Origin of the sequence: Paraclostridium dentum, assembly GCF_048568265.1 — a bacterium.
Classification (GTDB): domain Bacteria; phylum Bacillota; class Clostridia; order Peptostreptococcales; family Peptostreptococcaceae; genus Paraclostridium; species Paraclostridium dentum.
Map to the genome: position 1 here is coordinate 3,026,902 of NZ_CP183813.1, position 14,287 is coordinate 3,041,188.

Below are 14,287 nucleotides of genomic sequence, written 5' to 3' on the forward strand. Positions count from 1 at the left end.
AAACTATTCTCTTTTTTATATAATTATTTAGAATTAATATTATTTAAATTCTCAGCTATCTTTGTTAAAAACTTCATCCCTTGTTCTATTTCTTCCTTAGAAATGCCATTAACTGCCTCTTCAAAACATTCTCTAGCTATAGACTCCACAGGTTCCTTCAAAAGTTCCCCTTTTTCAGTCAACTTAATGCGATTTATTCTTTTGTCCGAAGGACAACATTGTCTTATTATTAATTCATTTTTTATTAAAGTATTTATCAGCCTAGATGTACTTGCTTGATCTCTATTTGTAAGCTGTGCTAAGTTATATTGGCATAAATTTTCATTATCCCAAAGCATAGTTAGTATAGTAAACTGCTCAAAAGTAATATTTATGCCATTATTTTTTAGTTTTCTTACAAAATTATTCATTATAATTTTATCTGTCGCATTTATCAAAAAGGCTAATCCTTTATCTTTTCTATATTTCATGCTATCACCTTTTTTTATTAGATTATAATTTTATCCTATATATAAAAAAATATATTGTCAAGGTAAAGCTAATTATAAACAAAAAAACAAAAGAATATCTATTAAAATAGATATTCTTTTGTTTTTATTTATTGAGCTTTATTTGCTTTTTTTGATGGTATAAAGTTTCCAATTATACCTGCAATTACAACTGGTAAAATCCAGTTAAATCCTATTTTTGCAAACGGCAATTCATTTACAAACGGTACATTTATACCTTTACTACTTAAAACTGTAAGTACACTTACTATTAAAGCTACATAAGTTGCACATTTAAATGCATTATCATTTTTAATTTTATTATTAAATAGTGTCATTAATACTAATACTATTGTCGCTGGGTAAATAATTGATAGTATAGGTGCTGAGAATTTTATTATTGTACTAACTCCAAAGTTTGCTACTACTGCACTGAATATACATACTGTAATAACTATAGTTTCATATTTTACTTTTCCATTTGATAGTTTAGTAAAATATTGAGCCGTAGCTGAAACAAGCCCTATAGATGTAGTTAAACAAGCTAATGCTACAATTATTGCTAATACAATTTTACCAGGCTGACCTAATAATTGCTCTGTTATACTTACGATTAAAGCTGTTTGATTTATATCGCTTGGATTTACTCCTTTAAACTGATGAGCAACTGAAGATCCTAAATAAGTAAGTCCTCCGTATACTATAATCAAAGCTACACCTGCAACTAAACCAGCTCTTAAAGTTAATTTAATTTTATCAGATTCTTCAGTATATCCTTTTTGAACAAGTGACATTATAACAACTGCTGATAAAGCTATAGCTCCTAATGGATCCATTGTTTGATATCCTTGGCCTATACCCTCTGCAAATATCGCATCTATAGTTGCTGGTTCATTTAAACTTCCAAGAGGAGATACAATTCCTACTATAATCAAAAATATTAAAGCTACTAATAGTGCTGGTGTTAAATACTGACCTATTATATCTACAACTTTAGATGGCTTTATTGTAAGTATCAACGTTAACCCGAAAAATATTATAGAGAATAATATTGGGCTGAAACCTCCCAAGATAGGTTGTATTCCCATTTCAAATGTTGTTGCTCCTGTTCTAGGTATTGCTAAAAGTGGTCCTAAGCAAATCATAATTGCTGTTGCTAATATTATAGATAATGTTTTCCCGCTTCTTGATAAAACCCTACTTATATCTCCATCACATTTAGCAGCTGCTAATATCGCTAATAAAGCTAATCCTACATCTGCGATAATAAATCCACTGAAACCTAACATCCAGTTCTCTCCAGATACAACTCCTAAATATGGTGGAAATATTAAATTTCCTGCCCCAAAGAACATGGCGAATAAGGCAAATCCTACAACTACAGTATCTACACTTTGTTTTTTCATAAAAACCCCCTGTATTAATTTTATAGGCAATATTTAATTATTAAATTACTTAATTATATGTTAAACTTACTAAATAAATCAACTATTCTGAAAAATTTAACATAATTTTAGCATTTTGTACCACTAAGTTAAATTTGTGTTAAATTAGTTGACTACTTGTTTATTTATATTTAACAATATAAAAAATAATATTCCTAATTTGTTAAATATAATAATATTTACAGGTTTTGTGTTTAATGAAGTTTTTTTGTGTAGTATAATGTAAAGATAAAATACTCAGGTTATATAATCTATAACATGGGTATTTTATCTTTTGTAACAATTGAGAAAGGAGTTTTTTTATGAGCAAAAAAAAGCGGAATATAATTATCGCAATAATGGTTTCTATGTTTCTTGCTGCATTTGAAGGTACTGTTGTAACTACAGCCATGCCTACAATAGCAAAAAGTTTAAATGGATATAATCTTATGAGCTGGGTTTTTTCTTCATATCTTTTAACCTCAGCTGTCTCCACTCCTATTTATGGAAAAATGTCTGACCTTTATGGAAGAAAAAAAATGCTTTCTATCGGTATAGTAATATTTTTAATAGGTAGTGCCTTATGTGGATTTTCCCAAAGTATGATTCAGTTAATAGCATTTAGAGCAATACAAGGTATCGGTGCAGGTTCTATACTTACCGTAACATATACAATTGTTGGTGATGTATTTGATTTAGAGGAACGTTCTAAGGTTCAAGGATGTCTAAGCACAGTATGGGGTGTTTCTAGTCTACTTGGTCCATTTATAGGAGGATTTTTCATAGATTACTTATCTTGGCATTGGATATTTTTTATTAATATACCTTTTGGTATTTTATCTATTTTCCTTCTTAATAAAAATTTCGAGGAAAAATTATCAAATAGTAATCCTAAAATTGATTATCTCGGATCAATATTTTTAACAATATCTATAGTTTCAATATTATTAGGTGTATTTACTACATCTAGTTCAACAAAAATTATATATGCTATATTAACTATAGTTTCACTTATAATTTTCTACTTAATTGAAAAAAAATCAAAAGAACCTATTGTTCCTTTTGATATATTTTCGAAAGATACAATTTTATTAAATTTAATAGGTTTCTTTGTAGCTGTTATACTTATGGTTATAGAGGTTTACATGCCGTTATACACTCAAAATGTTATGGGCTATAGCGCAAAAATTTCTGGACTTTTAATGGCCCCAATGTCTATAACGTGGCTTTTAAGTTCTTTTATTTTAGTAAAATTATTTAAAACATTTGGAGAGAAAAAAGTTATTCTAGGTTCTATTTTAATCTTAGCAATAACATGTTATTTACTTAGATTTACCACTCCAGATACAAATTTAATTTATCTAATTCTTATAATATTTATCATGGGTGCAGGTTTTGGAGGTGTACTTAATACACTTATCATACTTATCCAAAATGCTGTTACTTATGAAAAAAGAGGAGCTGCAACATCAACAAATGCATTAATTCGTACACTTGGTCAAACAATAGGAGTTAGTGTATTTGGAGGATTAATGAACTCAAGTATATCTTCTTACTTTAAAAATTCAGATATTTCAAATGTAACTGCAGATAATATATATTCTTCTGGAGCTAGCGCTTATCAAATAATGGAAGCATTTTTTAATGGTGTCCATAATATATTCTATGCTTTAGTATTTATAGCTTTGATTTGCTTTATTGCTGGAATATTTATAAGTAAAAAATCCATATTAGAAAAAGATGATAATTAAATGTAAAATTTTATAAAATATATACAAAAAAAATGAAACTCTATATAGAGTTTCATTTTTTTGTTAATCGGATTTATATGTTGTCCCGGGAAATAATATTGTCAAAATATATTTAATCATTATATGTAGTATTTATAGGTGGTTTCGATACAGATATATCATATCCTTCATTCAGTAAATCAATTTTTCTCATATCTTCAGTAGAAATTTCAAAATCAAAAACTTCTATATTTTCTTTTATTCTATTTTCATTTGATGATTTTGGAATAGGTATAACCCCTTTTTGAATATGCCATCTCAATACTAATTGTGCTATTGTTTCATTATATTTTTCTGCTAAGTTAATCATTAAATCATTAGAAAATATTCTTCCCCTGCTTATAGGACTCCATGCAATCACTTGAATATCATGTTCTTTACAGTAGCTAATCATTTCATTTTTAACACTAAAAGGGTGCATCTCAACTTGATTTACCATTGGCATTATAGTTGCAATCTTTTTTAACTCTTCTAAGTGATTTATTTTAAAATTACAAACTCCTATAGCTTTAACTTTTCCTATAGAATATAAATATTCAAAAGCTTTCCATGTTTCATCATTTAATTTATTTGGCCAATGGATTAGATATAAGTCTATATAATCTACATCTAAATTCTTTAACGACTTATTAAAAGCTTTAATAGTACTATCATATCCATGATCTTCATTCCAAAGTTTTGTTACTAAAAATATTTCTTCTCTATCTATTTTACTCTCTTTTATGCCTTTACCTATACCTTTTTCATTCCCATAAAATGAAGCTGTATCTATCATTCTATAGCCTATTTCCAGAGCATTCTTTACTATTTCAGATGTATCTTCATCATTACCTGACTTGTATGTACCAAATCCTACAAGAGGTATCTTTACTCCATTACTTAAGTTAGTAAATTGTTTACCCATAAAATAATCCTCCCTTTTGTTATCTAAATCATTTTTTAATATTATATCACTATGTAAACTTACATAATATAAACTGATAAAATAAATGAAAAAGGAGGATATATGTTTTTAATAATACACCCTCCTTTTAATTATTTAGAATTATTTCTTATATGTGCTGCAACCTTTACATCTTCTCTTTTTATATGACTAATTATCCAATTAGCAACCTTACTATTAATTTCACCTACTAAGACAATACTTGGCCCTTCTTCTAAGAGCTTTTTCTGTATATTATCAACAGTATCGATAAAATGTTGGTGATACTTTTTATGATTATTGTAATCAGGATAATTATATTTTTTCTGTAAAACTTCTTCATGTCCAAAATGCGTTCTAGTATAAGAAGATAAAAAGTTTACTGTCTTTTCTAATTCAGCTCTACCCTTACCTTTGCTACAAGCTTCTAATAAATCATTTATTGCTTTTATTAATTCTTTATGTTCTGTATCAATTTGTATATTACCAGTTAGTAAATCATCAGTCCATTTATATGCCATTTTGTCTCCTCGCAATCCTTTGCTTATTTTGGTAATTTTTAGTAAATTATATCATTTTTTAATTTCTAAATCTATTGCCATAATCAAAATTGCTATCGAAAATATCTATTTTAAATTTATCTAAAATCAAATTTAACAATAATATAGCAAAAAAAAATAAAAAAGATCTATTTAAAGATCTTTTTTATTCTTATTTTTATTAATTATCTGATTTTATATTTACCCATGCATTATCATATATCTTTTTAACATCCATTGGAAAATCTTCATAAATTTCACATCTATCCATTATTTCTTTAGGCATATATGCATTTGGATTATTTTTTACATTGTCTGGTTGAGCTAACCTAGCTTCTTTATTTGGAGTAGTATATCCAATTTCATCAGCTATCCTCAATGCACTTTCTTTATCACTAACAAAGTTTATAAACTTCTCTGCTCCTTCAACATTCTCAGCATTTTTAGGTATACATAAACTGTCTATCCAGAAATTTGCTCCTTCTTTAGGAACTACATAAACTAAATTAGGATTCTCATCTTGAAGATTTAATCCTTCTCCTGACCATATCATATTTATATCAGACTCACCTGCTGGAATCATTGTAGTTCCATTATCAACACCATATATCGGATTTACTGTTTCTCTTTGTTTTATCAACAATTCTTTAGCTTCTTCTATTTCTTTTGGATTTTTTGAGTTTAAAGAATATCCAAGTTTTTTTAATGCAGTTCCCATAGTATCTCTATAAGTATCAAACATAAATACTTTATTTTTATATTTTTCATCCCATAAAATATCCCAACTGTCTACTTTTTCCTTAACTACATCTTTGTTATAAATAACACCTACTGTTCCAAACATGTAAGGTACTGAATATTTATTTCCTGGATCTATTTGAAGATTTAAATAATCTTTATCCATTTGAGATATGTTAGGTATATTATCTTTATTTAATTCTTGTATAAGTCCTTTTTTAATCATTCTTGGCATTAAAGCATCAGATACTAAAATAACATCGTATTTAACTCCACCTTTGCTAATTTTTTGATACATTGTTTCCATATCATCAAAGGTCTCAATATTAACCTTTATGCCATATTTTTTTTCAAATTCTTTTACTGTTTCTTTGTCTATATTTTCTCCATAATTAAGAAAACTTATTTGTTCTGATGAATCTTTGCTACATCCAACAAAAAATGCTCCAATCAATAAAATACAAATTGATAAGCTTAATAATTTAAATATTTTTTTCATACTTTAATCCTTTCCTTTAATATAAGATTATTCTAATACCCCAAACTGTAAATAGTCAATCTCATTTACTTTGTAGTTTTTAATTAAATAATATTCATATTAAATTTATAATTCCATTTTATGGTTATTTATCATTGAAAATAATAAGTTTTTGTATTATAATCTAAACTGTTTTGTTAACATAGGTCTAATAATGTTATTATCCTTTGAAATATGTTTTATAGGGGAAATTATTTAATTTTTTAGGTCGAAAATAAATTTTATAAGGAGGAGTACAATGGAAAAAAATAATGAAACTGTATTTTGTTCTAAATGTGGACATAAAAATTCGTCATCAGATAAGTTTTGTTCAAACTGTGGAAATACCTTAAAGTCTATTGAAAATTCAATAAAAGATGCTACCACAAACATTAAGGATACTATTACCAATAATGAAACTTATAAAAAATTTACTGATATAAGTGGGGATGGTTCTTTAAAAGCAGATTGGGAAAATGATGATATGATAAATTTCATTCAAAAAAATACGGAGTATTACATACCCAAATTTAAAGAAATGCAAGATTTAGAAAAAAGTACATCTTGGAATTGGGCATCATTCTTTCTTACATCAAATTGGCTATTCTATAGAAAAATGTACGGATACGGAGTGGGTCTAATAATAGCTAATATAATATTTGCTTTTATACCATTCTTAGGTTGGTTTTTAAATATAGGTACATATATTGTATGTGGTTTATATGGAAATAGCTTATATTTAAAACATGTACAAAAACAATTAAGCTCTGTTGATGGGCTTAAAGAAGATATAAAACATAGAGTATTATTATCTAAAGGTGGAACTAACTTAGTATTACCAATTGTTTTAACTTTTTTAGTTCCTATATTACTATTTATACTAGCATTTTTGGGATTAACATTATCTATAATGTCTAGTCCTTATTATTATTAGTTAATTAAAAGGGTTATGCTATAAGTTTTTATAACATAACCCTTTTAAATCTATTTATATTCTTTTATTATCTTTTTAATATTTTTCTTACATCTAATTCTACAACGCGTACCTGTCCCTGCTGTAGTGTTTTGTTTAATTAAAGTTCTTCTTTTAATTCGTAACTATTATGCTCTTTAGGCATCACCTTAAATAATAAAATAGATGAGAATGTTAGCATAATCATATCAGTTATAGGTTGAGCATAAATAAATCCTGAAAAACCAAATACTTTATTTAATATAATTAAAAGAGGCATATATAGTAATCCTTGTCTTGATATAGATAATATAAATGCTACAACAACTTTACCCATAGATTGAGCTGAAGTTGTAGATATCATCTGACCTCCTACAAAAGGAAGTGATATAATTAGAGCTCTAAGTATTATAGCTCCTTTGTTTATAACCTCAGGCTCACTTGTAAATAATCCTATTAAAGAATTAGCAAATACCCCAAATATTAAAGCTAAGCTTAATCCTATTATAGAAGTTATTATTATGCCTTTTTTAATAATTTCTTTAACCCTAGAAATATTATTACATCCATAGTTATACCCAACTAATGGTTGGCATCCAGCTGAGAATCCCATGAATACAAATGTTCCTATAGTCATTATTTTCATAGCAACTCCCATACCTGCAACAGTTAATGTTCCATAACCTACAGCTATATTGTTTACAATAACAGTTGCTACACCCATTAACATTTGATTTAGTGATGCAGGAACTCCTATTGTAAATATTTCTTTAAATATACTCTTATCATATTTAAATTTCTTTAAATTTATTTTCAAAGTAGTTTTTCCTTTTAAAAATGCATAAGTAAAATAAATTAAAGTTGATGTTTGACCTATTATAGTAGCTATTGCAGCTCCAGTTATTTCCATATTAAGCCCAAATATAAAAACTGGATCTAAAACTATATTTACAACAGTTCCTAATGTAAGACCTATTACAGATTGCATTATATTTCCTTCCGATCTTAGAAGTTGCCCTAATGCATAACTACACATTACAGGAATTGCTCCAATAAACATTATAACTATATACTTATACGTATAATTCAAAGTAGCTTCATTTGCCCCTAATCCTTTTGCAATGTTAGGAGACATAAATATACCAGCTATCATAACAATTATACTCATTATAATCAAAATACCAGTCGCTATCGATATAGTCTTATTCGCTTCTTCATAATCCTTATTTCCTAAACATCTTGATATATATGAAGATGCTCCTGATCCTACAATTCCTGCAATAGCCATAAGCATCATAAATACAGGAAGTGATATATTTGCTGCCGCTAACTGATTTGCATCATTTAACATTCCTATAAAGTAAGTATCTACTAAATTATATAAAACTTGAATCATCATACCCATAACCATAGGTATTGATAATTTTAGTATAGCTTTTGAAACTTTTTCATCTCTTAAAAGTCTAATTTTTTTATCTTCCATTTTATCCTCCTATTTGTCACTTTCTTCTATTTTTTATACAAAATCTTGATAGTGTACTTAAAGCTTCATTTATTTCTTTTCTTTCTTCATCTTCCATACTGTCAAACATATCATTTATACTTTTATATAAATTCTCTTCTAACTCAACTGCAATTTGTTCACCTTTTTGAGTTAACTCTAAATTAGTAAATCTCTTATCTTTTTTTGATTTAACTTTTACTACATATCCGTTATCAATTAAAATATCCACGGATGTTGTAAATGCCCCTTTTTGAATTCCTATAAATTCATTAATCTTACTCATTTGTTTGTGTTCATGTTTATGAACAAACAGTAAAATTTTTGCATGTGTTTCATTAAGATTAGAATCTAATGCTTTGATTGCCGAGTATTTAAATACATTTTTTGTAAAATGGTGTATAATCATTAAGTTTTCTATAAAATTCAAATTTTTCATAAGCTCTCCCCTTTATTAGTTTTAAATAAAACTATATTACTTTTTATTATATACCACCATAAACAAGGTTCAAACAAAAAGTTTTATTTAAAACTATTTATATTAAAATAAAAAGCACTAACTACGTTAGTTAGTGCTTTTTATTTTAATATGTGATTTACATAGCTTTCGCAGGGAATATAGCATCTAAAATTCCTATAACTACAGCTGCTATTAAAGCACCTATAATAGATACGCCCATATTAGGTACTAAAAATTGAGCTGCATATATTATTATTGCTGCTATTAAAAATCCTTTTATTCCTTTTCCAAAAGGAGATGCATCTACTCCCATAAACATTTCTACTAAATAGTCTAATACTGAAATTACAACAGCTGCTAATAAAAATGACCATATACCCTGTATTGTAAATCCTGGTGTTACAAATGATGTTATAACTAAAATAACTGCAACTAATAGAAATCTTCCTATCCATCTCATTATACTATTATCATTACCATTTTCATGTACCATAAAAGTCACTCCTTAAAATAAAGTAATTTTTTATTTATTTTTACAAATAATAAAGTAGATATAAATAATTAAATTTATACTATTTTTACTTTTCTACTTTATAGTCATATATTAACCACTCTATTTTAAAATATCCCTTATATAATTTTTATCTTTCAAATTTTAATTTTTTTTGCATAAAAAACGTACTTATTAATAAGTACGTTTTTCTTAAATTCATAATTTAATTTTTTAATGTAGATTTACAAATTCCCAAGTTTCACCTTGATTTTTTGATTTGTAAAGAGCTTCAGTATCTCCTTTATAATCACCATCTGGGCCTTGTCCAATTGACATATATAAAACTCCATCCTTCTCATAAGGTATACCTGGCATATCAAATGGCTTTATAACACCTCCATTATCTAGTGTTACTTCCTCTATAGGATATTCTACAGGTTTAAAGGATGCACCTCCATCATCTGTACGATATAATGATCCTTCGGTACCAGAAGGTCTTATCGTAGTTATAAATCCAATATTATCATTTATAAACTTAATTCCTCCGACACTTCCAATTGTGTCATTAAAAGGATCTTCATTTATAACTTCCCATATTTTGCCTGAATCTGTAGTCTTGCTAAGTGAATATAAACTACTTCCTAATGCTTTATCTACTAAATTAGCTTTATAGCCTACTTCTTTCGTTAGATAAAATTCTTCTTTACTTTTATCTGCTCCTCCATATTCCTGCTCATAATCTTCTGGCTGAGGAAGTAAACATGATTTACTCCAACTTGAATTGTTTACTAAATTATATCTAGCAGGAGTTATGCCTTCGTTACCTGGAGTAAATAAAGATACAGTGTATCCCACAATTTTAGAATCTGTTTGCTCAATACCTGATAATTCTCCCTTTTCATTGATATTGATAATTCCATCAGAATTATATCCCCAATTTCTTTTTCCATAGTAAACTAATCCATAACTATCTTGATTCCACTTATCAACAGTTTCCTTAACCGGAATAACTTTAACTGTTTCGATTAATGGGTTTAATAATTTATCATAGTTATATTTAGGATTAGCATAACCATTTAAAATTAATGTAATATCCTTAGACTTATTTTTATCATAGCTTATTAAATAACTTTTTTCTTTCCCTTTATCATCTTTTCCATATATAAATGTATCAAAAGATGTAATTGTTCCATCTGGTTTAAATTTTAATGAAAAGTTATCTGACATATACAATTCTTTTGGCAACTTATATTTTTTATTAATGTCTTCAAATATGCCTCCAACACCATCTTCATATATATTATTATTTTCAAATTTTACTTTTCTTTCACTTTTTAATCGTTCTATAACCCAAGATAACTTTCCTCCATAATTTACTGAGCTCTTGTATATTTTAACTCCGTAAAATGATGTTATAGTTAAAATAATTATAATAAAAATGTATTTAAATTTAATTGTTTTACTGTATTTATAGTATTTGTTTTTTGTGACTTTAAATATAGTAAATAAAACTATACATATTATCAATAATAGGCTTATAAAAAAGATATAAATATTATTATTCATTCTTCCATACATACATAACGAAGATAATTCATAACAAAACGCCCAATATAAAAGTATCAATATTGGATTTGTTATCAAAGAAATAAGTATTTTTTTAAAATTTTCCCTAAATATAATAATCACCCCTAGTCAAAATTTGTAAATTGTTTATATATCTTGCATATAAATTATAGCACTATATTTTCCTTATTTTATGACATGAGCTTAATAGAGTATAAAAGTTGCTTTTTAGATTAATTTTCAAAACTAGAAATCATTATCATTATTATTAATGTTTTATATATTTTTTACCGGGTAAAATAAATAGGTATTCATATACCTTATAAAATAACGAAAGGAGATTGTCATAATTTTTATGACATTGATTAATAATGTTTAGCATCTTAGGATTAATTTTATCATTGATAATTATAATGTACCTTGCTTATAAAGGGTACTCAACAATAATAACGGCCCCAATAGTTTCTCTATTAACAATAATTCTTACTACAGGATTTGATAGCCATCTAATGGCAAATTATACAGAAGTATATATGGTTGGGTTTGCAAATTTTATAAAAAACTACTTCCCTCTTTTTATGACCGGTGCGGTTTTTGCAAAATTAATGGAGGAAGCTGGATATGCAAAATCTATAGCTCATTTTATAACTAAGAAACTCGGAAAAAATAAATCTGTATTAGCTGTTGTTTTATCTGGATCACTTCTTACATATGGAGGAGTTTCATTATTTGTTGTTGCATTTATACTTTATCCAATTGCATCTATGTTATTTAAAGAAGCTGATATTCCTAAAAGACTTATTCCTGGAACTATAGCCCTTGGTGCATTTACTTTTACAATGACAGCTATGCCCGGCTCTCCAGAAATTCAAAATGTTATACCTATGAAATACTTTGGTACAGATACATTCGCAGCCCCTATTATAGGAATTTTTGCAAGTGTCTTAATGCTAATACTTGGAATGTTATGGCTTACTAAGCGTGTTAAATCTGCTAGAAAAAATAACGAAGGTTACGGCAAACATAATGATAGTTCTATTGATGAAAATTATGAAAATTTACCTAATATATTTAAAGCTGTTACCCCTATAATTATAATTTTTATTACTAATTTGTTCTTTTCAAAAGTTTATTATGAAAATATAAATGGGGAATATTTAAGTAGTTTTAATACTACTTTAAGTAATGTTTCTGGAACTTGGAGTGTTATAATTGCAATAGTCCTAGCTGATTTATTTATAATATTAACTAACTACAAAAACATAAAAAATTTAAAATCAGTTCTAGATACAGGTGTTTCTAATTCCTTCAGACCACTTCTTAATTCAAGCGCAATTGTTGGATATGGAAGTGTTATAAAATCATTGGTAGTATTTAGTGTTATTCAAACATTTATTTTTGGTATTTCATCAAATCCAATAATATCAGAAGCTTTATCAGTAAACTTGATTTGTGGACTTACAGCTTCAGCTTCAGGAGGACTTGGAATATCGCTGGATGCACTTGCACCTACTTATTTACAAATGAGTCATGCTTTAAATATTTCTCCTGAAATTCTCCATAGAATAGCTTCTCTTTCTTCTGGTGGATTAGATACTCTACCTCATAATGGAGCTGTAATTACTACACTTGCTATTTGTGGGTTAACTCACAAAGAATCTTATAAAGATATTTTTGTCACTTCTGTAGTTATACCTATTTTAACAACCGCTATAGTTGTAATATTAATTTCTCTTAAATTTGCAGTTTAATTATATAAGAAGAGATTATTATTTTTTTAATATCTCTTCTTATATAAAAATAATTTAATGTTTTAAAAACTTATTTACTTATACTTTTTAAATCCTTATATCCTATCCTTTTTACAGAAACGCTTACTACCTTTATTAAAAACAATCCACAAATTAAATTAATTAAAACTGCAGGAACTACTGCTACTAAAAATAATGATTTGAACGTCCCAGGTAATCCTACTAAAACTAATGCAGATAATAAAAAAGTTGTTCCACTTACTAATGTTCCTATTGGTAATATTATTAAAGATATTATAAAATCTTGAGTTTTTTCTTTAAATTTTTTTATAAATGGAAACTTATACATAATAAATACTAAAGCATATATTATATTTGTTGTAATAACTTTATCTAATATATTCGGTAATTGCCCTCCTGGAAACTTTGTAGTCAATGCAGTAAAAATTCCAGTTATCACTCCACATACAAGTGAAGTTTTATAATCATCTTTATTTAAAATTATTATAGTAAATAACATTATCAATGTCATATCTGGCTGAATTGGCAAGCCGATAGTTGGTGTTATTTGATGCAATAGTAGCCCAATCGCTAATAATAGAGAGTTTAAAACTAATTTTCTTGTATTTGTTTTCATAATTATGTCCTCCTAATTTTTTAAAATAATTATTATTTTTCATTGCAAATTTCCAATGATATAAATCCCTGTCTTTTGAGATACCTGTTCACATCATATTTATCACCACCTTTAATTTTTGAAATTAAAAAACTCCGTCCTATATTAATAGGACGGAGTCTATCCGCGTTGCCACCTAATTTATGTACAAAAAATTTATTTGTACATCACTCAATTTCAGGTACTATCATACCCTATTCGCTATAACGTGCGACACACGGTAAAATCTACTCTCACATACTTGTGATTTCAATTTACTCCTCAAAGGCCCATTCACTAAATCACTTCTTGCCAAGATTCCACCATCCTCAGCTCTCTATATTGAACCTAAATTTAGCTACTATCCCTTTTCTTAGGATTTATATTAAAGTTATTTTAAATAATATTCTATACAACTTTATTTGTCAATTTATTTTTTAATAGCTACTCATATATAAATTAATATGATTTATTTATATGAGTAATATATT

The 14,287-nt window shown here is 26.9% G+C and carries 13 protein-coding genes and 1 other annotated feature; of the genes, 3 read left to right on the top strand and 10 right to left on the bottom strand.

What is annotated here, in order from left to right; all coding sequences use genetic code 11:
• Positions 1-23: 23 nt before the first annotated feature.
• Both ACN6I1_RS14195 and brnQ read right to left on the bottom strand, forming a co-directional pair.
• Positions 24-470 (bottom strand): MarR family winged helix-turn-helix transcriptional regulator, encoded by a 447-nt coding sequence (locus tag ACN6I1_RS14195; RefSeq protein WP_150841716.1) that lies wholly within the window; start codon positions 468-470, stop codon positions 24-26.
• Between the two features lie 128 nt (positions 471-598).
• The gene (gene brnQ / locus ACN6I1_RS14200) at positions 599-1,894 is read right to left on the bottom strand and encodes a branched-chain amino acid transport system II carrier protein (RefSeq protein WP_419742271.1); all 1,296 of its coding nucleotides are present in this window, start codon (positions 1,892-1,894) and stop codon (positions 599-601) included.
• A gap of 341 nt (positions 1,895-2,235) precedes the next feature.
• Here brnQ and ACN6I1_RS14205 point away from each other — a divergent pair, with 341 nt between their 5' ends.
• Positions 2,236-3,663 carry an MDR family MFS transporter gene (locus ACN6I1_RS14205; protein WP_419742272.1) on the top strand — a complete coding sequence of 476 codons (1,428 nt, stop codon included), beginning with the start codon at positions 2,236-2,238 and terminating at the stop codon, positions 3,661-3,663.
• Between the two features lie 112 nt (positions 3,664-3,775).
• Here ACN6I1_RS14205 and ACN6I1_RS14210 read toward each other — a convergent pair whose 3' ends face one another.
• The 3 genes from ACN6I1_RS14210 to ACN6I1_RS14220 all read right to left on the bottom strand — a co-directional run bounded on the left by ACN6I1_RS14210 (position 3,776) and on the right by ACN6I1_RS14220 (position 6,400).
• A complete protein-coding gene (locus tag ACN6I1_RS14210) occupies positions 3,776-4,606 on the bottom strand; it encodes an aldo/keto reductase (RefSeq protein WP_419742273.1) in 831 nt (276 codons plus the stop codon).
• Positions 4,607-4,737: 131 nt separating this feature from the next.
• Positions 4,738-5,145 carry a bacteriohemerythrin gene (locus ACN6I1_RS14215; RefSeq protein WP_419742274.1) on the bottom strand — a complete coding sequence of 136 codons (408 nt, stop codon included), beginning with the start codon at positions 5,143-5,145 and terminating at the stop codon, positions 4,738-4,740.
• 199 nt (positions 5,146-5,344) lie between these two features.
• Positions 5,345-6,400, bottom strand: a complete 1,056-nt coding sequence (locus tag ACN6I1_RS14220) for an ABC transporter substrate-binding protein (protein WP_419742275.1) — start codon at positions 6,398-6,400, stop codon at positions 5,345-5,347.
• Between the two features lie 277 nt (positions 6,401-6,677).
• Between ACN6I1_RS14220 and ACN6I1_RS14225 the strand changes: the two genes are divergently transcribed.
• Positions 6,678-7,352 (top strand): zinc-ribbon domain-containing protein, encoded by a 675-nt coding sequence (locus ACN6I1_RS14225; protein WP_419742276.1) that lies wholly within the window; start codon positions 6,678-6,680, stop codon positions 7,350-7,352.
• A gap of 139 nt (positions 7,353-7,491) precedes the next feature.
• Here ACN6I1_RS14225 and ACN6I1_RS14230 read toward each other — a convergent pair whose 3' ends face one another.
• The 4 genes from ACN6I1_RS14230 to ACN6I1_RS14245 all read right to left on the bottom strand — a co-directional run bounded on the left by ACN6I1_RS14230 (position 7,492) and on the right by ACN6I1_RS14245 (position 11,390).
• Positions 7,492-8,853, bottom strand: a complete 1,362-nt coding sequence (locus ACN6I1_RS14230; protein WP_419742277.1) for an MATE family efflux transporter — start codon at positions 8,851-8,853, stop codon at positions 7,492-7,494.
• 16 nt (positions 8,854-8,869) lie between these two features.
• A complete protein-coding gene (locus ACN6I1_RS14235) occupies positions 8,870-9,310 on the bottom strand; it encodes a MarR family winged helix-turn-helix transcriptional regulator (protein ID WP_220796676.1) in 441 nt (146 codons plus the stop codon).
• A 157-nt stretch (positions 9,311-9,467) separates the two neighbouring features.
• Positions 9,468-9,824: a phage holin family protein gene (locus tag ACN6I1_RS14240; protein WP_278548839.1), complete on the bottom strand. Its 357-nt coding sequence runs from the start codon at positions 9,822-9,824 to the stop codon at positions 9,468-9,470.
• A gap of 231 nt (positions 9,825-10,055) precedes the next feature.
• Positions 10,056-11,390, bottom strand: a complete 1,335-nt coding sequence (locus ACN6I1_RS14245; protein WP_419742278.1) for a WD40/YVTN/BNR-like repeat-containing protein — start codon at positions 11,388-11,390, stop codon at positions 10,056-10,058.
• A gap of 371 nt (positions 11,391-11,761) precedes the next feature.
• Here ACN6I1_RS14245 and ACN6I1_RS14250 point away from each other — a divergent pair, with 371 nt between their 5' ends.
• The gene (locus ACN6I1_RS14250; RefSeq protein ID WP_419742279.1) at positions 11,762-13,141 is read left to right on the top strand and encodes a GntP family permease; all 1,380 of its coding nucleotides are present in this window, start codon (positions 11,762-11,764) and stop codon (positions 13,139-13,141) included.
• A gap of 70 nt (positions 13,142-13,211) precedes the next feature.
• On the opposite strand, the gene ACN6I1_RS14255 is transcribed toward ACN6I1_RS14250, so the two are convergent.
• The gene (locus ACN6I1_RS14255) at positions 13,212-13,778 is read right to left on the bottom strand and encodes a tryptophan transporter (RefSeq protein ID WP_419742280.1); all 567 of its coding nucleotides are present in this window, start codon (positions 13,776-13,778) and stop codon (positions 13,212-13,214) included.
• Positions 13,779-13,923: 145 nt separating this feature from the next.
• Positions 13,924-14,180: a binding site (T-box leader), on the bottom strand.
• Positions 14,181-14,287 lie beyond the last annotated feature (107 nt).